Below are 22,034 nucleotides of genomic sequence, written 5' to 3'. Positions count from 1 at the left end.
GAATAAAGTTGAGCAAGATGGCTCAGCTAATCTGTTAAATTCAAACCCTAAATTGTAATTATTATGAACAAGTGGATGAAAGCCCTGGGGGGCATGGTAGCTGTCTTGCATATCTCTGCATTTGCTGGATCCTATGCGTATGGAACCGAAGTCATTTCTGATACGTTTGAAATTACGGGGGCGCGAGTTGCCGGCAGTCTTCTGGGTGGTTCCACCGCAGAGCTGGGGGGGGTGACTTGGACCGCTTCAGCAAGTTGTATCCTTGGGACGGATGGCACGGATGATTACGTTACATCGAATACGAATACGAATGTGGCGGGCTATGTGCCCTTTTCTTTTGGAGCATATGACGGGTATGGTGATGTCGCGACGATTAGTTTAGATGTTTCTCCAATCGGTGCGTCAGGGACTTGGACGGCTTTGGTTTTTGGCCGAAACGGTGTGTCTCCTACAACCAATGGTGTGGCGTGGTTGTCCATTTCTAAGAACACTGGAACATGGTCTTTGATGACGTATACAACAACTCTTGAGACAGGAAATCTGACGGATGTTGCCAGTTACAGTGCGACGGGTTTTAATGACTATACTTTGAGTTACGACCAAAGTAACAGGACAATCGTCGGAGTTACGATCAATGGTGTGGATGTGTTGTCGCAGGACTATGTTCTTTCTACGACTTCGGATGTGGTTGCAGCCGGATTTTTTAAACAATATAGTGGCTCTACGGATCAAACGAAGTTTAATTCGTTTGGTGTGAGTGTCATTCCGGAATTATCCACTGTTAGCTTGCTGATTGGTGGAGTCTCGTTGGTAATGACTGGCCTATTGCGCCGCCGTTCGAGAGGGTAGTAAACTTATACAATCAGGTTTTTTGTTTACTAGTTGTTTCGTGCAACTGTGAGTTCTCTGCTGCCTTATGTCTGCGCATCGTTTGAGAGGTTTTACCCTAATCGAGATACTGTCGGCATTTGCGATAGTTGCCATTTTAGCTTTGCTGATTTTTCCTTTGGTTTCCAGCGTGCGCAATCGAGCATTGTCCGCAGAGTGTGTGAGTGATGCGCGTCAAATTGGTATTGGCATGCGAATGTATGCGGCTGATCACAATAACGAGCTGCCTAAGCATTCATATTCTCCACGCCAAGAGGCTGCCATTGCGATAGGTCGCTATCTTTTTCCTGACATTGAAAGCGGGGATGACGTCCTGGATCAGGTGAGTGAGAATCTTTCCTGCCCGGTATCAGGCTGGGGATATGGGTTTAATACCTTTATTTCAGGCAAAAGTATAAATGCGATAGGAGATACCTCTAAGGTTATTTATATGTGCGACCTCTATAGTGGTGGGCGCTGGTTGGATGCTCATGTTCTAACATGGAAAACAAAAGATCTAATTAAAGCCACACCTAAACCTCATGAGCATCAAATTACAGTGCTTTATGTGGATGGGCATGTGGAGTTGGAGAAAGTCAGTGATTTGACGCGTGGGCAGGTTAGAAATGTTGAAGATGATACACCGATTGGTGATCCGGATTATGACTAGTTTAAAAAAGGATTTCAGTCCCGCATTTTGCTGTGTTTTCGTTGCCGTTATGATTCTCGGCTTTGGTCGGGCTGTTGCGGTAGAAGCTTCTAAGTCTCTGATTGTTAATCAGGACTATTTGGCTAAAGGCGGAAACTTGACCGATTCTTTGCAGGCGGCATTGGATGATGGAGTTCGGGATATTCATTTCCCCTCTGGGGTATATGAATTGGGTAGTTTGTCATTGCCGGAAAATAGTGTGTTGAATTTTTCTCGGGGCGCTGTGGTCAAGCCCGAAATAGACTCTTTGAAGGGGGGGATGTTATTGAAGGTGACCGGTGACCGGGTTGAAGTCCAAGGGTTGCAGATTGATTTCTCCCTAGAGGATGGGGAGATCGGAACGGATGTGTTAAAGACCCTGATCTACGCCAGAAATGTCAGTGGGCTAAGAATTCATGATTTTCGTAGTTTGCGTTCGACTGCAGATTATAAGAGCAAGGATCAGAAGCTGGTGGCCGTTTCTCTGGAAAATTGCGATAATGTAAAAATCGAGGACTGCGAAGTTCGTAATTTTTACGCTTTAGTCGTGGCGGAATTTACGAGAAACTTAGATGTGTTGAATAACCGTGCGACGCATTGTGAATATATCACTTTGGCCAGGCAAGGATGTGAATGGGTGTTGCATGAGGGGAACTGGTCAAGTCGGGTTCGTTTTCAATGCCAATGGTGGGGTGGTGATGCGAACGATGGGCACAAGCAGGTGCCACGTGGGACCGCCTCGACAGTTCATCGGGGATTGCGTTCATCCGAAACCGGGTATCATAAGGATACGGCAGGAAGCTATGATATACAAGTGTTAGGTAATTACGCGGAGTACGGGATGACTTTAGCATGGGGGTCGAAGGGGCGTAGTGTGATCATTTCGGATAATATCGCATACTATATGGACGATATGGCTTACGATACCGAGGGGACGGGGACAGTCGTGATTGCAAATAACATTTCAGTTAACTCCAAATACTATGGAATCGGTTGCTACTTTTGGGGAGATAGCGTGGTCATTTCTGGGAATTTAATTATGGTTGAGCCCTTTGGAGAGGCAAAATATCAGGGGGAGTTTCTGAGGTTGCACAGTCCAAATGCGAGTGGTTTTGGAAATCGAAAAATTCTCATTACTGGAAACCAGTTTGTCGCCCGAGAGGGGAGCCCGCGAAAAGTTGTGATTGAGGCCTGTAAAGATGTGAATATTTCGGGCAATAAATTTGTGAACGGCTTCATCAACGCGATCAGTAAATCGGAGGAACTCACGATTACCGGTAATGAATTCGTGAATGATTTGCCGGGGAACTACGCGGCTATTCGAACGCAAGCCGGTTCCAAGCGGCTATTTATTAAAGACAATATTATGCGGCGTCTTTACAATGAAGAGGATCCTGTTGCGGATAACGCTGCGCTCAGTGGAATTGCAGGCAATGGACTTCGAGTGGTTGAAGGCAATATCATTGAAGGTTGGACTTATTCAGCCTGGACAGGTCAAGCAGGGCGTTATCAAGGAACTCTGCTCTTTCAGAATAATAGTGCGACGGGGCAGCTGCTTCGTGATAGTCATGTGAAGCCCGATCGCATGAGGGTCTCCGGTAATTTGAATCTAGTCGACCTTTCTGAGTTGAGCTTTCGACCCGCGACTGAAGCTGAGCGTAAGGCACCTGTCGTCGCTAAGAAAAAAGTGTTTGACCCGAATGTACCGAACGCGCCGCAAGAATAAGTTAATTGGGAAGAAATGAATATGAGATTGTTTTCTGCTTTGATCTGGGTGGGAGCTGCGCTTCACTTGTCTATGAGTGTGCCCGTAGGGCTTTGGGCTGCAGCATCCGGTTTGCCCACACAATTGGTTCGTGAGATCGACCATGATGACTTTACTCCGAGTCGAGAACGTCCGACAGATGCTATTTTAAATGATACCTTGACCGAGGGGAATTGGAGCAAATGGAGAGCCAGTTCGTCATTGCGAGTTGTGGCGAGTGAAGACGGTATCAATGGTGTGGTTCGACCCGTAGCTAATAACCATCCTGCGCAGGCGAGCTTCCCTCTGGATATGGATAGCAGCAAGGGAGGTCTTTATCGAATGAGCGCTCAATTCGATTTTGGTTCGACTGGTGGGAAGGGGGTTTACTGGGCATTCGGTTTGGCTCGCAATGTTAATAATTTTCAAGCGAATGGCGTTCTCTGGGCAATGGTGCAGCCGGATGGCAACTGGTCTCTTCGTCAATTCCATGGGGAGCCGCTTGAGTCCGGACAGTTGACGCTTTCTTCGGGAGTGCATCAGTATTCTATCGATCTGGATATCGAGCGCAATCGTGCCAGCTTTTCCGTGGACGGTAAGGTTTTAGCCAGAAATATCGATATTCCCGATAATGCGGATGCGACCAAAAAATGGTATGCATTGGTATTATTCCAATGGCTGGATGAGCGTTCCTCGTTAGGCGCGGTGTCAGTGAATGAAGTTCGCTGATTTTAGTAAGGTCGAGCTTACTTAATTTAGAAGAACTATGACTAGACGGTCCATTTTGAGGTTTAATATAAGCATAATCACGTTTGCTATTCTTGCAATTAAATGCCTCGCTCAAACTCCTCCATTTTTTGTGGATGAGGATCAGTTTTCTGTCGATGGCGCTACACGTACTAGTGGCGTGAAGCTTGATGGTTCCTTAAGTGAGGGAGCTGGAACGCCATGGCATGCTCATCCGGGATTTGTTTTGCGTGATAATGGAATTGGGAAGGGACAGGTTCGTTATGAGGGGAGTGGTCCAGCTAGTATGTCACTGTTTCTCGGTAAGTGGTCTTCCCAAGAAGATCGTGGTGTGCTTCTGGCGCGCATTTGTTTTGATTTTGGAGATACCTCTTCGAATTCGAAGACATGGTTCGGGGCTGCCATTTCCAGAAATGCAGCGGGGATTACTTCGAATGGGTTGCTGTGGGTTATGATCAAGCCGAATGGGGACTGGCAATTGCGTCAGCTTTCCAAGCTTATTGCGCAGGGCAAAGGGGCTGCCGTAGAAAAGGGCTTGCACGAAGTCTCATTGCGGATCGCCCCGTCGGGAGCCTCTGTTGACTTACTCTTGGACGGCGTTTCGTTGGCGAAAAACGTCCAGTGTGAACAACCAGTTTGGAAAGAAAATCAGAAGCTTTACTTCCTTGTTCACTATCAGTGGCTAGGGCGCCAGATGTCGCTCGATTCGATGGCGGTCGAGTGGTTACCCAATGTGGATTTTGCGTTATGTTGGTTACCTTCGAAAGTGGCTAATGGCGTATTTGATCTTGGGCAAGACGTGGTGTTGGATTTTGGCATTATAAATAAAGATGAACCAAAGGATTTACATTTACTCTGCACATCGCTTGCCGGAGATGTTCTCTATGAAAATGAACTGGCAGTTGAAGCAAATTCTTCTCCGTATCGAGCCAAATTTCGGATTCCCTCCGGGGCCTTAAAGAAACATGGAGCCTATCAGGCTTGTATATCTCAGTCATCGCAGAAATCCGACCCGAATATAAGGCAGCAATTTGTGGTGATTCCCCATCGAAAGATCACACCCAACCAATTCGATCGGCTTTCGCCATACAGTACGAATTATATGAGAGATTGGTCTCTGGCGGCTCGCTTAGGTGTGAAGAAATTGAGACGAACATATCGGACGTTGGAGGATCTTGAGCGCTATGTCGAGCGTGCTAGAACTAACGGACTCTTACTGAATGCCACGTTGTTAGACGGGCCCGTAATAATGAGAGATGCCATGCCAACTACGATTCAGCGCTCAGTTGAAAAGGTCTCGAAGATTTTTCGAGATACAAAAGAGGCTGCTGGGGATGTCATATATATTGAAGAAATCCATAATGAGCCGGAAAATTGGTCGCCGACCCCTAGAAATAATCAATTTATTCCACTAACACGAATGATTGCAGAGGTGACGAAGAATATACGTCAGTCAGGCCTCGATCTTCAGGTTATGAGTACTGGGACGACTCATGCAAATCTCAGCTTCCTACATCAATTGGCGACAGTGGGTGGGCCGGACGCTACAGATGTTGTTGCGATCCACGGTTACCGTAGTCCGTTGAGGCCTGAGTTTGGCCACACTGAAGTGGTTGCTGCTATCCGTGATTTGTTTGGTGAGAAGCCAATTTATGTGAACGAGGATGCTTACTTCGTCTGGACGCCTCGACAACCAGGTGCCGTTCCTTCTATTACGGTACCTAGTGGGTCGGCTATTGAATTGGATGAAGTCACACAGGGGATCTATCTGCAACGTGTGTATCTGAATCAATTGATGGCTGGTTTTTCCCTGGTCAATCAATTCAGTGGTTTACCCAATCATGATTTAAGTGCCAGTGTGTTGCATCGCCGACCTGGTCTGGTTAATTATTCGGCCCTTACTAGGATTTTGCCTCACCCGAGTTTTGTTCGTCGAATCACTCCGGAGACCGAGTCTCTATGGGTTCTCGAATGGGAAAATGATGGAATCCCTGTAACAACTTTATGGACATTGAATCAACCGGAGAGAGTTGAGCTTGGAGTTGAATCATTTGGGTCGTCCGATATGAACAATGAACGTGGTATCGAGGTATATGATACCTATGGAAATCCGATTGAAAGTCCTGATTCGAGTCGCCTAAGCCTATCCGTGGGTGGCGCGCCTGTGTTTATAATTGGGAGACAAGTCTCATTATTAAATCGTAGACTTTTGCTTGCGAGTGATCCGAAACCATCTGTTCAGCTGCCTGAAGAATGCGAGGATGCTCCTTTAGATATTCATGTGATAGGGGGCGCACGTAACATGAATCAGGCGGCATTAAATGTGATTATCAAGAATACTTCGGTGAAACCTTTCCGTGGCCGGGTCGAGTTGGCTTTTCTCAACAAGGCTCCGCAAGCATGGCAAATAGTGCCGGAATCGGACTCTTCCATTTATTTACAGCCCGGAGAAAGTGTCGAGTTACCCTTTATTCCGTCAAGTGCGTCTTCGAACCAGCTATTTGATCCATATTCGCCAGTACCCGGGAAAGGATACTTAGCCTTATACTGGGCGGAAGGATATCAAGTCGGTGTTCGTGTGATACCCGGTGATGGCTCAGATGAGATTGTTAGGCAACCGGGGGCACGCTTTTGCTTTCGTGGAATCCCCTTTATGGAGAAGGGGCAGGTTACTATCGACGGGGTGTTGGATGAATGGCAGTCTGTCCCGGTTTTCGAACAACTCGGACGTCAGAAACGGAATGTGGAGTTAGCCCGTTTTTGGACAGGCACGCAGGATTATAAGCCAACATTTCGTTTTGCCTGGTGTGAAGAGGGATTACTCTTTGCTGCTGAAGTAATCGATGATAAGCACGATGCGACGCAGAAGGGGTTGAATGCCTGGCGGACAGATAGTGTTCAGCTGGGTATCGACTTGAACCATGAGCGTACATTGCGGGGACAAGTGAATTTTCTGGATTACTCCGTAATTACCTTGGCAACAAGTGGTGCAGTTTTGCAGCGAGATACTCCGTTTTCGAAAGCAGGGCCGTTGGAGGAAGTTTCGTTAAAGACGAGTCGTATTGAAGGGGACTATGGAGTTTCGGGAACCACATATTATGAGGCGTTGATTCCGTGGTCTGTATTAGGACAGGTTGCCGGGGAGGTGCGGGAACAGAAAGTACTTGGTTTTTCAGTCCTTTTCAATGAGTCCGATGGCTGGTGGCGTTGTGGCTGGGAAGGTTATTTCACTCCAATGGGGGGGCAGATTGTTGATCCCCGTTACTTTGGTGACCTGACTCTGATCCGCGAAGAAATTCTCGATTGTGCAGGCAAATAACTAATGATGGGGGAGCTCTTACAACAATCGACGGGACAGGAATTGCTAGATGAATTGCTTCGGAAGGTTCAACAGAACATATATGTAACTGTAGCACCATTTGAAGTAATGGTCTGGAGGACTAAGGAGCCGGTTTCCTTTGCTCTGCGAATGAGTGGACGTAAGCGTGAGGGCAAAGTTGGGGCGTCTTGGGCAGATGAGCTCTTTGATTGTGGATGGATGCGCTTTCGGTCTGAACTGCCGACTGGCGTCGAACAGGAACAACTTGTCGCACGGATCGATGTGAATGGTGAGTTGTGTGTGGTTGATCGCCAAGGAATTCCTGTGCGTGGCTTGACCAATGTGAAGTCTACTTTCGATGATAAGTTGGGTGGGCCCGGTAAGACGGTGTATGCATTACCACCTGAGGCAGTTAGCGGTAGCGTTGTTGAGTTCTGGGCCGATGCCGGGCTCAACGATTTATTTGGCTTTGTCAAAGATGAGGGACGGATTGTTCTAGCGGAAATAGCCACGGTTCGTGAGGAGGTTCGCCAGCTCTACTATGACTTGGAGACTTTGCGCGATTGGTTGTTGACCTTGCAATCTGGTCCTTCGGAAGCACTGCGCCTGCAGGAATCACTCGCTCAATTATCTGAGGAACTCGATTGTGAGGATGCTGAGAGCGTGCTTCGGGCACGTGAGCATCTCGCGTATTGGTTTTCCGGCGAGCATCCGAGTCCTGCTTTGACAGTGCATGCGATCGGTCATGCACATTTGGACCTCGCCTGGCTGTGGCCGATCCGCGAGACGATCCGTAAGGGTGCCCGGACTTTTGCCACAGCACTTTACAATCTGGAGCGTTATCCGGAGTATGTTTTTGGCATGAGTCAGCCTCAGTTGTATCAATGGTTGAAGGAGCGTTATCCTGATTTGTATGCAAAGGTTAAGCAGGCGGTGGCTCAAGGCGGTATTGAACCTCAAGGCACTTTCTGGGTGGAGCCGGATTGTTCCATGCCGTCGGGTGAGTCCTTTGTGCGCCAGATTCTCTATGGAGCACGGTTCTTTAGGGAGGAGTTTGGCCTGGTTCCAAACTACTGCTGGCAGCCGGATGTTTTTGGCTATCATGGGCAGCTGCCGCAGATTCTGAGAAAGAGTGGACATGCGTTTTTCATGACGCAGAAACTCTCGTGGAATGTGGTCAACCCCTTTGCACACCACTCATTTCATTGGGAGGGCATCGACGGGACTCGGATCCTTACTCACATGCTGCCGGAGGAAACGTATAATGGTCCGGCTGCGGCTCGATCCTTACGTAAGATTTTCGACGATTATAAAGAGAAGGAAATTTCGGATCATGCACTCATGGCCTTTGGTATCGGTGATGGGGGTGGTGGCCCGGATGCCGAGCATTTGGAGCGCTTGCGTCGAGCACCCCGTTTGCCCGGTTTACCTGAAGTTCGCATCGGCAGTGCTGCTGATTTCTTCGAAGTCTGGAAGCAAGATTCGGATAAGTTCCCGGTATGGCGGGGAGAGCTGTATCTGGAGCGGCATCAGGGAACCTTGACGACGCAAAGTTTAGTTAAGCGAAACAATCGACGTTCTGAGATTGCATTGCGCGAGTTGGAATGGGCGGCCTACCTCGCTGCGGTCTTTGCTAAAACTCCCTATCCGGCTGCTCAGGTGGAGCGTTTATGGAAAGAGGTGCTCCTTTATCAGTTCCACGATATCTTACCAGGGTCATCGATTAAGCGTGTCTACGATGAGTGTAATGCCCGCTATGCGGCGATTTTAGCCGAACTGGAATATCTGACCAGAGAGGCCTATGGCGCGGTTGCTGCGGAGGTCGGTTTGGAAGGTCAACTCGTGGTATTCAACTCACTCGCCTGGCCCCGCGAAGAATGGGTTCGTCTGGAGGATACATGGCATCGGATCAATGTGCCCGCACTTGGTTGGGCTCATGTGAAGGATGAGACCCTGCCGAAATTCTCTGAGCTTTCAGCATCCGTGGGTTGCCTTGAGAACGAACGCATCAAGATCCAATTTGCGGAGGATGGTCGTGTGGCATCTTTCCTTGTCAAGGAGGGGGATGTCGAGTGGATCGCTTCTGGAGAGTTTGCCAATGATCTGGTAATCATTCCGGACAAAGGGGACGCATGGGACTTTGCTGTCGATTTGGAAACTAAGGACGTTTGGGGATATCTGCGTGAAGCATTGGAAAGACCCGAATTGAAGCGGGTGACATCTGGAGTAGACGGGCCATGTGCATGGATACGGCAGGAGTTGCACTATCGTAGTTCAAAAATCGTTCAGACCATTCGTCTCTTGAGTGGGGCGGTCCAACTGGAGTTCGATACCGAAGTGGATTGGCGTGAGCCCGAAATGATGTTGCGCGTGCGTTTTCCTGTCGCAGTCGATACGGAGGAGGCTTCGTTTGAGATTCCTTTTGGTTCTATACGAAGAAGTGTTCTGGATGAAAGCTCGCACCAGCGTGCGCAAATCGAAGTGGTTGCCCAACAGTGGGTTGATTTGTCGGGGGAAGATGGGGGTGTCGCCCTTTACAACGATTGCAAATACGGTTTTCGAATCAAGGGGCATCTCATTGATATGACGCTGCTGCGCAGCGTTCCTTATCCGGATGTGCCATTGATCGGAAAGGGAGATCGGTCCGGTATCTCAGCGACGAATTGCACTGACTTGGGAACGCATGCTTTCCGCTATGCCTTGCGGGCACACGATCAGCAGATTGGTCCGGCCGAGTTGACCCAAGAGGCAAGGGTATTCAACACCGCTGTCAAATACGCGAAAGGGGCGGGCGCTTCTTTAGACACTCACTCTCTAGGGTCTTGCTGGCCTGAGGCGATTGAACTCGCTGCGGTGAAACCTGCAGAGGATGGGCGTGGTTGGATCTGGCGTTTGGTCAACCTTTCGGAAGAGGCGGTGAATTGCTCTCTACCGACCATCTTCGAGAAATGCAGTGCATGGGAATGCGACTTGAACGAAGTCGTGTCCAAAGAGGCAATACCACTGGACGAGAGAGGTGAGCTGGCCTTTGCCCCATTCGAGATTAAAACGATTCGCTGCTTAGCGGGTTCCAATATTCCGAAGGGATTTCGTTAAGGTTAGCTACATGTGATTCGTTGGCCTGTTGGATGATTCTTTAGCGATGCCTTTTCTTGAGAGAAAAGGGCGGTGCTGAATTGAACGAATAGATTTATATTATGCATTGGATAGATTGGTTGATTGTCATTGTCCCTGTGGTTGGGGTTCTATGGGTCGCTGTGAGCAGCCGCAAATATGTGCGTGGGGTCGTCGACTTCCTGGCGGCAGGACGTGTGGCGGGTCGCTATGTGCTCTCTGCGGGGGACATGACAGCGGGGCTGAGTGTGATCACGCTGGTGGCGCTGGTGGAATCCAAATACCAAGTGGGTTATGCCTTGACCTTCTGGGAATACCTGACGGTGCCGGTGGGGATTATCATGGGATTGACAGGGTATTGTCTCTATCGCTTCCGCGAGACGCGTTCCTTGTCGATCGGTCAGTTTTTGGAGATGCGCTACAATCGACCGTTGCGTATCGTTGCCGCGACGATTCGCACGATCTCGGAGATGGTGACCAATGCGATCGGTCCGGCGGTAGCGGCGAACTTCTTCATCTACTTCCTGGGCTTGCCGCACAAGGTGATGATCTTTGGACTCAATATGCCGACTTTCGGTGTGATCGTGGCGGCATCGCTCTGCCTGTGCATGGTGGTCATCTGGCCGGGTGGCCGGATCTCGCTCTTGATCTCGGACGCGTTTCAGGGCCTGATGTGCTACCCGATCTTTGTGATTCTTGCCGGTTATATTCTGCTGCACTTTGGGTGGCATGACACGATTGGGCCTGTGATGATGGACCGTGTCAAAGGGCAGAGTTTTATCAACCCCTTCGACATCGAGAAGCTGCGTGACTTTAATATCTTCGCGCTGTTCGTGAATATCATGGGGAGCATTCTGAGCCGGGCCAGCTGGATCGGTAATGACACGACCAGCAGCGGTCGCACCCCGCACGAGCAGAAGATGGCGGGTATCCTCGGGACCTGGCGTAATTTGTATGCCGCTTTGATGTTGCTCATGGTCGCGGTGATGATCATTGCGCTGATGACGCACCGGAAGTATGCGGAGCAGTCGAATGATATCCGCTATGAACTGATGGAAAAGGTGGCGGTGGAAGCGGTGCCTGACGCCGCGATGCGTGAGCAGCTCAACGCCAATTTGGCGGCGGTTCCCGTGCCACACCATGAGATCGGCGTGGACGCCCCGCTTTCGCAGGAGAGCAATATCGATGCGCCTTACATGGAGACCGCACTGGAGGCCCTTGGGGGCACTCCGGAGGGAAATCTTCAATATCAGAAATTCCGCACGCTTTATCACCAGATGATGTTGCCGGTTGCCTTGAGGAATATCCTTCCTGTCGGCCTCATGGGATTATTCTGCCTATTGATGATCATGCTGCTGATTTCGACTGATGATTCGCGTGTGTTCAATGCATCCTCGACGATCGTGCAGGACATCATAATCCCGTTTTTCAAGAAGCCGCTGACGCCGAAACAGCACTTGCTGCTTCTGCGGCTGACATCAGTCGGGGTTTGTCTGTTCTTCTTCTTCGTTTCGATCTTCTTCGTGCAGATCGATTACATCATCATGTTCACAACGATCATGTGCGCGCTCTGGCTGGGCGGAGCCGGCCCGATCATGATCTTCGGCCTTTACAGCCGTTTCGGTAACACCGTTGGTGCCTTCGGGGCCCTGATTTTCGGTTCCGGTCTCTCCGCCGCGGGGCTCTACATGCAACGCAACTGGGCGGAGACGGTCTATCCTTGGCTAGTATCTCATGGTTGGGAGGTCTCGGTCGGGAACTTCTTGGAAACCGTTTCCTCTCCCTTCCGTCCCTATATCGTCTGGGAGATGAACGCGGTGAAGTTCCCGATCAACTCTTACGAGCTCTACTTTATGGCCATGGTCTCCGGGATTGCCGCCTATGTGATTGGTTCGGCTCTGACGCAGCGCAAGCCCTACAACTTGGACCGCTTGCTGCACCGTGGGGTATATGACCTTTCCAATGAATACAAGGAGCCGTTCAAGTGGAGTCTGCGCAGTTTCTATAAGAAGCTAATCGGCATCACTCCGGAATATACGCTGGGCGACCGGATTATCGCCTGGTCGGTCTTCGGCTACGCGATCGTTTATAAATTCGGATTCTGCTTCATTGGCGTGCTGATCTGGAACGCGATTAAGCCCTGGCCGGTCGAGTGGTGGAGCAACTACTTCTTCATTACCAGCCTCTGCGTCACCGCTGTGCTCGGCATTATCTCAACCTTCTGGTTCCTGATCGGGGGCATTATTGACATCCGGAAGCTCTTCCGTGATCTGGCCGGCCGCATCGACGATCCGCTCGATAACGGTATGGTCGAAGGGCACGTCTCGCTGGTCGACAAAAAGGCATTCGAAGAACGCACGCATGAGTCCCAGAACGACTAGTAAGAAGGGAAGCGATTGGTTGAGTTCTTCTTTTTGGACAAGTCCAAATTTGTATGCATTTTCTTGTCGTTGGTATAGTGATAACTTAAACTTCGGTTCTGTATGCAGTTGATTGATACACCTGTTTCTCCGGTTTGCCAAAAAGTCCTTTGGGATGGCACCTACTTGATCGATTTTGGGCGTGCTGCTTTTGGCACAGTCGAACTCGAAATTCGCTGTGCACCTGCGGAGCGTGTATTGACTGTGGAACTTGGGGAGGAGCTGACGGCGGAGGGCGGACTGGACCGACAGCCCGGGGGGACGATACGCTACCGTGCGATTTCATTGAAACTTAGGCAAGGAACACACCTGTATCGAGTGACGATTCCGGCAGATGAACGGAACACCGGTCCGCGGGCGATCCGGATGCCGATGGAGGTCGGCGAAGTGCTGCCTTTCCGCTACTGCGGAATTGAAGGGCTCTCCCTGGGAATCGAGTTGTTGTCCGCGACACAGCGTTTCGTGCATGCGCCATTCGATGATGACGCCTCGTATTTCGAATGTTCCGATCCCATTCTGAACGAGGTCTGGGATCTGTGCCGCCACACGATAAAGGCGACGACTTTTTGTGGTCTCTATGTCGATGGCGACCGTGAGCGGATACCCTATGAAGGCGATGCCTATATCAACCAGCTTTCGCATTACTGCCTCGATGCATCCTATGGCATTGCTCAGGAGACCATTGATTATTTGGTCAAGAATCCGACTTGGCCGACGGAGTGGCATCTTCACATGCCGCTGATTGCCTGGTATGATTTTCTTTACAGTGGGGATGATGGACGGCTTCGCGCGCATTATGAAATTCTGAAGCTCAAAACCCTGTATGGTTTGGCTGGGGAAGACGGTTTGATTTCAGCTGAGGAATGTCCGACCAAAGCTGAGGTCTGCAAGCAACTGGGCTTAGATAGCTTCTTTGCCGAAGGGTTGGCCGATATGGTAGACTGGCCGCGTAGTGATTGCGGTCAGGGTGATATACGGGGGGAGGCGGATGGTTACGTTTTTTCGCCAGTGAACACTGCGGTCAACGCATTGCATCACCGGAGCTTGGTGCTGATGGGGCGGATCGCCCGGCACATCGGGCAGGTGAACGATTGCGCTTTCTTTGAACTGCGTGCGCGTCAGGTTGCGGATAGTCTCAACCGGAAACTTTTTGATGCGTCTCGTGGGATTTATGTAGACGGAAATGCGACAGAGCACGCGTCCCAGCATGCGAATTTTTATCCGCTTTTGAGCGGTCTGGTTAATGAAGTGCGCTTGCCGAAAGTGTTATCCTTTATCCAGAGCCGGGGCATGTCATGCAGTGTGTATGGCGCGCAGCATTTACTGGATGCGCTCTACAAGAACGCGGCAGCAGAGTATGCGCTGTCCTTGATGACCGCCAAAACGGACCGCTCTTGGTGGCATATGATTCATCGCGTCGGCAGCACGATGACCATGGAGGCTTGGGACGTGAAGTATAAGCCGAACTTGGATTGGAATCATGCATGGGGTACAGCGCCGACCAATATTATCATTCGCCGTTTGATGGGAGTGCGTCCTGCGACACCGGGATTTCGCAAAGCGACTATTCGGCCCCAACTCGGAGGGCTTGAGTGGGCGAAGGCCAAAGTGCCGACGGCATTTGGCCCGATTGAGGTCGAGGTGACGCAGGAGGCCGGTCGAGAGGCTATTGTTGAATACCAGTTGCCGGATGGCGTGGAGCGGGTTTGAACCCCTCCGTCCTACGCCGAGGCTCCGGCGGACATGCTGTCCCGGACCAGCCGGGACAGCTCTCCTGCAAGAGGAGGAGCTTTCATGGGTTGTCGTTTGAAAGAGGGGGCAGCTTGCCGTTTCGACTAGCTCATGATGGAACAAGCAAAGACCCTGCGGGATTGTCGGATCATTCCGGAAAAATTGCACCTTGAGTGACGAGTGCCGCTTGCAGTTCGTGCCGGTCGACTTGGCTCGGCCTGCTGAATCCTTTCTTGGTGGCCAGTGCTGCAACCGCGCCGGCGGCTTGGCCCATGGCCATGCAGGAGGCCTGAACGCGAAATGCGGAGTGGGCGAGCGGATCTCCCGATATGCAACGCCCGGCGACGAGGAAGCCAGAGGTCCCCTTCGGCGTCATGGCGGAAAGCGGGATCGTTGGAACGATGCCTTTCTTCAGCATTTCATAGGTCAACCCCTCATCGGTGTGAAGGTCGATCGGGTAATAGCTGTAGCAGACGGCGTCGTCCCACCGCTTGCCGCTGGTGTAGTCCTCGTAGGTGATTGTAGTGTCCCCTTCGATACAGCGGGTGGCGCGGATGCCACATTCGGGTGCGCACCAGTTGACGAACAGGTTTTCGAAGCCCGGTTGTGCCTTAAGGAAGCGATAGACTCGCAGCAATGCCTTGCGGCTCTTGAGCTCCGCTTTGGTTTTACCCTTACTGTCGAAGCCGTCAATGCCGGCTGTGTGGATGGCGTTCTTGCCCTTTGTGCCGACCAATTGATCCAGGGAGTGTCCGCTCCAGCCGAAATCACCCTTTTCCAGCTGTCCGGACGCGAGAGCAGTCATTGCTGCCTTGTTCAGTTGATCGATATCGATGTTTGCCGGATTATATCCGCCGAATTCGAACGCCAGCGTGCCCGGTTGAAGATGTGCTTCCGGAGCCTTGATCGGGCAAGCGGCGAGGGCTGCGGCATTCGCGTCACCGGTCGCATCGATGATCCATTTGCTTTCGATCTCGAAGAGACCTTCCTTGCCGCAAAGCTGCACGCGCCAGCGGTCCTCAATTTTTTCGATAGAGGCGGGCATGGTGTGCAGTCGCAGTTCACAGGCGGACTCGACCACGGCTTCATCAATCAAAGTAGCGAGCAGGGTCGGGCAGAGGTAGACTTGGTGCTTCCAATGACGGTCGGGGACCTGGCTGAAGTCGGGGAACTCATTGCCTTCGATCTCCACCGCCCGGCGCACGAGATCCCAGCCGATGCCGCTGATGATCTGCTTGCCCCAGGCATGGAATAGACCGGGGAAGGCCACACGGTTGAGGGTAGTGGTGCCGCCGAGCATTCCGCTTTTTTCCACCAGAAGCGTGCGAACTCCCATGCGGGCCGCTTGAATTGCTGCGGGAAAGCCGGCAGGGCCGCCGCCGATGATAACAGCATCGTAAGTTTTCATTGTAGTAAACCAGTAGAACGTTCGACCGATCGATCGAACGTTCCGAATCAGAATTCAGTTCTTCGTGGCGTTCAGCGCTAAGCGCGTTGCTTACGTCGTGCAATCATCAGGCTAGCGATTGCGCCCAGGAACAGTGTCGCGACGGAAGGTTCGGGAATCGCCGTTACCGAGAAATTATCGATAACGCTGTCGCCGCTTCGACTGCTGAACGATAGATACAAGTCGTTTTGCAGCCATGTTCCGGAATATGACGTGCCGGCATTGCCACCGTTCAAGTCAACGGTATTGCCTCCGTAAGTCATTTCGACCGTGTAACTTGTTCCGGATGTAATCGCAGCCGTTGTAATTGTTAATTCTACGGTGCCAGTTAGTGGTGTCGAGCTTGATGCAACTCCTGACGTACCACTTCGAACACTAAGGCTTGAGCCAAGGAACAGCAGGCCAAAGTCGGTTGTATCGTCCACCGCGGGCCGCGTTTGGCCGGGGTCTGCATTCAGCGCGAAGCTTGTATAGGAGTTTGCCACGGAGACGATCTCAAAGCTGATAAGGAACTCTCCGTATTGAGTCAGGCTGCTGTCTCCCCCCAGATCGTAGGATAATTCAGCGGAGTAGTCCTGCCCGAAATCTGAGCCGCCAATCAGGAGTTGGTTCGACGAGATGGCGGTATTGGACGTGGGCTTCGGTTCTGTTTCGGTCCAGTTTATCGTGCTCGCGGAACCGGATTGGCGGCTCAGGTCAGCATTCAGATCGGTGTTATCGGCGGCGTTGAACGTGTCTAGAAGGATCAAGGTTTGCGCTTGGGTGTTCAGAGCGACGAATAGCAGGGAAGCGACAAAGGTGTAGGTAAGTTTCATAGTCCCCCCTAAATGCTACGAAGATTTTAAGGGGTCAAAATCTATGAATTTGGACAAGTCCAAATTCTGTATTCATCTATCTAATCGGGAGTGTTTCCCCTTCATGCCAACCGCACTCCTTGGTGATATGAATCGGAAGATTGGGGAGTCCGAATTGACCGCGTTCGACCATTGATGCGATCTGATTTACGGCCTGTGCACCCATTTCCTTGTGCGGCTGATAAATTGCAGAGATTGTTTTTGGAATGCCACAGGTATCGAGTGCAATGAAGCCTATGTCTGTTGGGATGCTTAGTCCAATTTTCTGCAAATGTGAATAGACTTGCTGTGATCCAATGATGGCGCATCCTTTGCTCGCTGCTAGTTTGTCCAGGATCGAGGGCTTTGGGCAGTCCCAGTTGTCGGTTAAAAGCTGAACTCGTTTTGTCCCGTGGAGTTCCTTTTGTATCAAGGCGGCTGAGCGCCAACGATAACCGACGCGTGCGTCGGAAGACTCACTGATTGCTAGGATTATCTTCCGGTAATTGCGGCTTAGCGCCTGTTCGATACTGGTGATGATGGATAGAAATAGATCGGATGCAATCCGGTCGAGTGGCGGGTCTTTCAGAGTATAACCGCTTGCCAGTGCATAAACGCGCGCCCAATCCAATTTCAACATTGCCTGAGTCTGGCTTGCCGGGCCGATCAGTATCCCTTGTATGCCACGCGCCTTGATCACTGAATTCAATCGCATTTCTGTCAGTGCTTCAGCTTCCCATGGGATGATTTCCATCGCATAGCCGAGTCGTTTTGCCTGTTCGGAAGCACCTTCGATGAGTTCCTGTTCGTGCAGTTGCCGTTCTCCGAGTCTGGCTTCGTGGCCGTGCAGGATGTAAGCGAGGTTACTGGACCTTTTACGGACTTGGCTGGTCCGGATTTGATGCATGAACTGATTGACGACCGGACTGGGCGTGTAGCCATGTGTTTTGGCCAAAGCCTGAACGCGCTCACGGGTTGTTTTATTGACCAAGGGACTGTTTTTTAACGCGTAAGCGACGGTTGATTTACTCAATCCGGCCAGCTCGGCTAATTCGCGTATATTCATAACCGTATGACTATTTGGACTTGTCCAAATCTCAAGCTGTTTCAATCGATACAAGCCAACTGGAAGGAGAAGTGGGAACGTGGACAAATCTTGTAACTGGCGGCAGTCGGAGCAATTGCACGCTGGAACCCTGTCACCCAGGCTTGTTTTCTTGGACGAAATAAGACCAAAGCGCTCATCGAGAAGATGGAGACAGCCGTGGGTATGGGCGAAGTGCCGGTGTCGGTGGCCTTGAGCGACCTGCTGGGGAACTAAACTTTGCGGTGCCGTAGGCGGCTTGCTTTAGCCGGTCGCCCGAAAGTGCAAGGGATTCCCGTCACCGATTCGGATCGCACGGCTAAAGCGGTGCGATTACGACATCAGAGCTTCAAGCTGTTGTTATACCACTTCGCTAATTCGAGCAACGGCCTTGGTGGGGCTCGTTATCCTTAACGAGCCGTTGGCGGATTGATGGGGACATCAATCCCTACCTGTTCATATCCAATTTGTTAATCGGTCGTTACGCATTCGCCAGTTCGAGCGAGCGGGCCTTCGCGGCGGCCAGTGCGCGGTCGACCAGATCCCTGAAATTGGCATCTTCCAAAACTTTCAGTGCGGCGGCGGTGGTGCCTCCCTTGGAGGTCACGGCGATGCGCAGTTCCTCGGCGGTTTGGTCGCTCTGTTCGAGCAGCTTGGCGGAACCCAGCAGAGTGTCGACGGCGAGCGAGGTCGCGAGCTCCTTGCTCAGTCCGCAGTGGATACCGGCTTCGCGGAGGGCGGCGGCAAATTCAAAGACGTAGGCCGGGCCGCTGCCGCTCAGGGCGGTGACGGCGTCCAAGTCGGATTCTTCCACGCGATGGTAGTTACCCAGCGAGCTGAGGGTGTTTTCCACGATGCAGGTATCCGATTCGCTCAAATCAGAGAGCGGGGCGTAAGCGGTCACGCCGGCACCGATTTGGCCGGGGGTGTTCGGCATGGTGCGGACGATGTTGCGGGCCTTGGCGAATTTTTCGGAAAGGCGTGAAAGGGGGGTGCCGGCAAGGATTGAAAGCACGAGCTTCCCCGAGGCGGCTTCTGCCAGTTCCGGGCTGATTGCGGTAAACTGCTGCGGCTTGCAGGCCAACACCAGTGCTTCGGCTGCTTTGACGGCTTCCGTGATGTGGGGCAGGTATTGGATGCCGGTGGCTTCGGCGAGCTGGGGGCCGGTCGGGTCGTCGCCACAGGTGCAGGCGATTTCAGACGGCTCATAGAATTTGTTGCGGATCAGGCCACGTACAATGGCCGAGGCCATGCGGCCTGCTCCCAGGAAAACGATACGAACGGGCATTGCGATCAAACGGGATGGAGGATGGTTGCGGTGACTCCGGGCCCATCCGTGTTGTTCTTCACGGTGACTTCGCCTTCCAGATTGCGCATGGTGTGGCGTGCAATGGTCAGGCCCATGCCCCGCCCGACGGAAGTCTTGGTCGTGATGAAAGGTTCAAAGAGCGTATCGGTGACATCCGCCGAAATACCCGTGCCGCGGTCGATGACTTTGATTTCGACCATGGCCGGTCCCCGGTCGCGCGAGATCCGGGCGGTCAGCTGGATCGGACGCGCCTCGTCGTCAGTGCCTTTTTCGTAGCTCTCCCATGCGTTAATGAGCAGCTTGCCGAGGATGATTTCAAATGTTTCGGCATTCGCGGAAATCTTGGTGTCCGGCTCCAGCTCGGACAGGATTTCGACATTGGCGGGGACTTCGTAATCATCCTTGAAACGTTCGATGCTGTTGTCGACCAGTTCCGGGACGGGATGCGAGGCGAGTTCCACACGCTCGTTATTGGCGATGGTGCCGAGCTGGCGGATGATGTTGACCATGCGGTTGATTGCATTGTCCATCAGCAGCACGCTGCGCTGCACCATATCCGGGCTGTTGTAGCCGTTCTTGATCAGATCCAGGTAGCCGACAACGACGCCCAGCAAATTATTCAGGTTGTGCGCGATGCCTTGGGTGATCGCGCCGACTGCGGCGGACTTGCGTACATCGCCCAGTCGTTCCTGCAGCTCAAGGTTTTCCCGGAACATGTCCTGCAGCCGCAATTGGGTGCGGACACGGGCCAGGGTCTCGTCGAGGTCGATCGGTTTGGTGATGTAGTCGACCGCACCGGCGTCCAGTCCTTCCAGCTTCCCTTCCTTCGAGGCCTTGGCGGTAATAAAGATGATCGGAATTGTTTCCGTCTGTGGATTGGCTTTGAGATGCTGGCAGGTCTCGATGCCGTCCATCTCCGGCATCATGATATCCAAAAGGATCAGGTCCGGAATGGTGTCCTCGACGATCTTCAGGCATTCACGGCCATTGTAGGCGACCAAAACGTCCATGCCTTGACGCTCCAGCTTGCGCTGAAGCAGCTTGATGTTGATCGGTTGGTCGTCAACGACGAGAATTTTCGGCTTTTGTCGCTTGCTCAAGGTGCGGTCCTTGGTTGTCCACCAGATTAGTGCGGGGAGTTGAAGTAGCAGTTATTAGAAGGAGAATACGTAGAGGGAAACCAGAAAAATAAGCAATTCTGCCTTTCGAGTGAGGTATTTTAAGAATTTTTCATCTGAATGCGCCTTTCGTCGACCACGGCGGTGCGGCTAAGGAGGTCATGGCCGAGCTGCCGGCGGCTGTTGAAGATCGACGCCAGAAGAGTAACGGCCAAGCCCATAGGGGGAAGGAAAAAGAGGCACAAGGTCTTTAATCCGCCCCGGACGATCCCGCTCATGATGGGCAAGGGGCCCAGGGTGATGGTGCTGATGGAGCGCAGGCGGCAAGCCCGTTTGCCCAGGGAGGAACCTCCGAAAAAGGCTTCGCCGACCGCGAAATAGACCCAGAAAATGAGGATTTGCAGGTCGCGGGCCATGGCGATGGCGGACTTTAGTTCCAGACTGGGTTCCGGGATGGCCCCGCGCTCCGTTTGCTGGGCCCAGTTGATCAGGGCTTCGAACCACTCGCTGCTTTCCTTGAGCGCGCCCGGATGGTGGTAGGGCAGGACCAGCTTCCAGATGATGAAGGTGGAGAGCAGGATGAGCAGGACGAAATCCATGAGGAAGGCCAGGCTCCGGATGCCGAAGCGGGCTGGCGGCAGGGGGCCGTCATCACGCAGGACAGTATCAAGGAGGTTGAGTGGCGGCGGGCTTCCGCCCGGTCCTTTTTCCGGCGGCTTGGGCGATTCTACCATCAGCTGCTGGTGTTGGCAGCCTTGAAGGCCCGCAAAGTGTTATGCATAAGCATGGCCACGGTCATGGGGCCGACCCCGCCGGGAACCGGAGTGATATGGGCAGCTTTCGGCGCCACGGCATCGAATTCCACGTCGCCGACCAGGCGGTACCCGCTCTTCTTGCTCGCGTCGGGGATGCGGTTGATGCCGACATCGATCACCGCCACGCCATCCTTGACCATGTCGGCAGTCACAAAGTGCGGCCGTCCGATCGCTGCAATCAAGACGTCCGCCTGGCGTGTTACGGCTGGCAGGTCTTGCGTGCGGGAGTGGCAGACGGTGACGGTGGCATTGCCGGGGATGCCCTTGCGCATCATGAGGAGCGCGGCGGGCTTGCCTACGATCTGACTGCGGCCCAGCACGACCACATGCTTGCCTTCCGTCTCGATACCGCTCCGCTCGATCAGTTCGACGATTCCCGCAGGGGTGCAGGCGACAAAGCCGGTCGCGTCCTCCTGGCAAAGCTTGCCGATATTCACCGTGTTAAAGCCGTCCACGTCCTTGCCGGGCAAGACACGGTTAAAGGTCTCGGTTTCGTCGATGTGCTTCGGGAGCGGTGCCTGGATCAGGATCCCGTTGACATCGCTGTCGGCGTTCAGTGCGTCAATCTGAGCGAAGAGCGCTTCCTTGCTGACGGTTTCCGGGAGCAGGTAGAGGCGGCTTTCGATGCCAATCCGTTCGGCCGTCTTCTGCTTCTTCCGGACGTACGACACGGAGGCCGGATCATCCCCGACGCGGATGAAGGCGACCACGGGCTTCTTGCCCGGAAGTGCGCCCACCTCGACGGTGAGTTCTTCAATGATGGATTCTGCGATAGCGTTGCCGTCGATGAGGGTCATA

General features: G+C 52.4%; 15 protein-coding genes. 8 read left to right on the top strand and 7 right to left on the bottom strand.

Annotation, left to right across the window (positions count from 1 at the left end; translation table 11 throughout):
- The first annotated feature begins 63 nt into the window (after positions 1–63).
- From O2597_RS00930 to O2597_RS00895, 8 genes are all read left to right on the top strand, one after another.
- Positions 64–849 carry a hypothetical protein gene (locus O2597_RS00930; RefSeq protein WP_269522293.1) on the top strand — a complete coding sequence of 262 codons (786 nt, stop codon included), beginning with the start codon at positions 64–66 and terminating at the stop codon, positions 847–849.
- Between the two features lie 67 nt (positions 850–916).
- Positions 917–1,537 carry a type II secretion system protein gene (locus tag O2597_RS00925; protein WP_269522292.1) on the top strand — a complete coding sequence of 207 codons (621 nt, stop codon included), beginning with the start codon at positions 917–919 and terminating at the stop codon, positions 1,535–1,537.
- Between the two features lie 49 nt (positions 1,538–1,586).
- Positions 1,587–3,281 (top strand): hypothetical protein, encoded by a 1,695-nt coding sequence (locus O2597_RS00920; RefSeq protein WP_269522291.1) that lies wholly within the window; start codon positions 1,587–1,589, stop codon positions 3,279–3,281.
- A gap of 15 nt (positions 3,282–3,296) precedes the next feature.
- Positions 3,297–4,028 carry a hypothetical protein gene (locus tag O2597_RS00915; RefSeq protein WP_269522290.1) on the top strand — a complete coding sequence of 244 codons (732 nt, stop codon included), beginning with the start codon at positions 3,297–3,299 and terminating at the stop codon, positions 4,026–4,028.
- Between the two features lie 130 nt (positions 4,029–4,158).
- Positions 4,159–7,365 carry a sugar-binding protein gene (locus tag O2597_RS00910; protein WP_269522289.1) on the top strand — a complete coding sequence of 1,069 codons (3,207 nt, stop codon included), beginning with the start codon at positions 4,159–4,161 and terminating at the stop codon, positions 7,363–7,365.
- A 3-nt stretch (positions 7,366–7,368) separates the two neighbouring features.
- The gene (locus tag O2597_RS00905) at positions 7,369–10,461 is read left to right on the top strand and encodes an alpha-mannosidase (RefSeq protein ID WP_269522288.1); all 3,093 of its coding nucleotides are present in this window, start codon (positions 7,369–7,371) and stop codon (positions 10,459–10,461) included.
- 101 nt (positions 10,462–10,562) lie between these two features.
- Positions 10,563–12,860 carry a sodium:solute symporter family protein gene (locus O2597_RS00900; RefSeq protein WP_269522287.1) on the top strand — a complete coding sequence of 766 codons (2,298 nt, stop codon included), beginning with the start codon at positions 10,563–10,565 and terminating at the stop codon, positions 12,858–12,860.
- Positions 12,861–12,962: 102 nt separating this feature from the next.
- A complete protein-coding gene (locus O2597_RS00895; protein WP_269522286.1) occupies positions 12,963–14,609 on the top strand; it encodes an alpha-L-rhamnosidase-related protein in 1,647 nt (548 codons plus the stop codon).
- A gap of 169 nt (positions 14,610–14,778) precedes the next feature.
- Here the strand turns inward: O2597_RS00895 and O2597_RS00890 are convergent, their stop codons facing one another.
- The 7 genes from O2597_RS00890 to folD all read right to left on the bottom strand — a co-directional run bounded on the left by O2597_RS00890 (position 14,779) and on the right by folD (position 22,033).
- Positions 14,779–16,038 (bottom strand): FAD-dependent oxidoreductase, encoded by a 1,260-nt coding sequence (locus O2597_RS00890; protein WP_269522285.1) that lies wholly within the window; start codon positions 16,036–16,038, stop codon positions 14,779–14,781.
- A gap of 77 nt (positions 16,039–16,115) precedes the next feature.
- Positions 16,116–16,892: a hypothetical protein gene (locus O2597_RS00885; protein ID WP_269522284.1), complete on the bottom strand. Its 777-nt coding sequence runs from the start codon at positions 16,890–16,892 to the stop codon at positions 16,116–16,118.
- Positions 16,893–16,968: 76 nt separating this feature from the next.
- A complete protein-coding gene (locus tag O2597_RS00880) occupies positions 16,969–17,976 on the bottom strand; it encodes a LacI family DNA-binding transcriptional regulator (RefSeq protein WP_269522283.1) in 1,008 nt (335 codons plus the stop codon).
- Positions 17,977–18,475: 499 nt separating this feature from the next.
- Positions 18,476–19,282, bottom strand: a complete 807-nt coding sequence (gene proC, locus O2597_RS00875) for a pyrroline-5-carboxylate reductase (protein WP_269522282.1) — start codon at positions 19,280–19,282, stop codon at positions 18,476–18,478.
- 5 nt (positions 19,283–19,287) lie between these two features.
- Positions 19,288–20,403 (bottom strand): ATP-binding response regulator, encoded by a 1,116-nt coding sequence (locus O2597_RS00870; protein WP_269522281.1) that lies wholly within the window; start codon positions 20,401–20,403, stop codon positions 19,288–19,290.
- 119 nt (positions 20,404–20,522) lie between these two features.
- On the bottom strand, positions 20,523–21,155 hold the full coding sequence (locus tag O2597_RS00865) for an RDD family protein (protein WP_269522280.1): 633 nt from the start codon (positions 21,153–21,155) through the stop codon (positions 20,523–20,525).
- A complete protein-coding gene (gene folD / locus O2597_RS00860) occupies positions 21,155–22,033 on the bottom strand; it encodes a bifunctional methylenetetrahydrofolate dehydrogenase/methenyltetrahydrofolate cyclohydrolase FolD (protein ID WP_269522279.1) in 879 nt (292 codons plus the stop codon). The genes O2597_RS00865 and folD overlap by 1 nt, the downstream gene beginning before the upstream one ends.
- Position 22,034: the final 1 nt, after the last annotated feature.

The organism is Coraliomargarita parva (genome assembly GCF_027257905.1).
Classification (GTDB): Bacteria; Verrucomicrobiota; Verrucomicrobiia; order Opitutales; family Coraliomargaritaceae; genus Coraliomargarita_A; species Coraliomargarita_A parva.
The sequence above is the reverse complement of the archived record's forward strand: the minus strand, read 5'-3'. Positions and strand labels throughout refer to the sequence as shown.

What these genes read in the sequence shown, in the direction of transcription:
- O2597_RS00930 (WP_269522293.1), top strand. Translation starts at nt 64, where the DNA reads ATGAACAAGTGGATGAAAGCCCTGGGGGGCATGGTAGCTGTCTTGCAT.
- O2597_RS00925 (WP_269522292.1), top strand. Translation starts at nt 917, where the DNA reads ATGTCTGCGCATCGTTTGAGAGGTTTTACCCTAATCGAGATACTGTCG.
- O2597_RS00920 (WP_269522291.1), top strand. Translation starts at nt 1,587, where the DNA reads ATGATTCTCGGCTTTGGTCGGGCTGTTGCGGTAGAAGCTTCTAAGTCT.
- O2597_RS00915 (WP_269522290.1), top strand. Translation starts at nt 3,297, where the DNA reads ATGAATATGAGATTGTTTTCTGCTTTGATCTGGGTGGGAGCTGCGCTT.
- O2597_RS00905 (WP_269522288.1), top strand. Translation starts at nt 7,369, where the DNA reads ATGATGGGGGAGCTCTTACAACAATCGACGGGACAGGAATTGCTAGAT.
- O2597_RS00900 (WP_269522287.1), top strand. Translation starts at nt 10,563, where the DNA reads ATGCATTGGATAGATTGGTTGATTGTCATTGTCCCTGTGGTTGGGGTT.
- O2597_RS00895 (WP_269522286.1), top strand. Translation starts at nt 12,963, where the DNA reads ATGCAGTTGATTGATACACCTGTTTCTCCGGTTTGCCAAAAAGTCCTT.
- O2597_RS00890 (WP_269522285.1), bottom strand. Translation starts at nt 16,038, where the DNA reads ATGAAAACTTACGATGCTGTTATCATCGGCGGCGGCCCTGCCGGCTTT.
- O2597_RS00885 (WP_269522284.1), bottom strand. Translation starts at nt 16,892, where the DNA reads ATGAAACTTACCTACACCTTTGTCGCTTCCCTGCTATTCGTCGCTCTG.
- O2597_RS00880 (WP_269522283.1), bottom strand. Translation starts at nt 17,976, where the DNA reads ATGAATATACGCGAATTAGCCGAGCTGGCCGGATTGAGTAAATCAACC.
- proC (WP_269522282.1), bottom strand. Translation starts at nt 19,282, where the DNA reads ATGCCCGTTCGTATCGTTTTCCTGGGAGCAGGCCGCATGGCCTCGGCC.
- O2597_RS00865 (WP_269522280.1), bottom strand. Translation starts at nt 21,155, where the DNA reads ATGGTAGAATCGCCCAAGCCGCCGGAAAAAGGACCGGGCGGAAGCCCG.
- folD (WP_269522279.1), bottom strand. Translation starts at nt 22,033, where the DNA reads ATGACCCTCATCGACGGCAACGCTATCGCAGAATCCATCATTGAAGAA.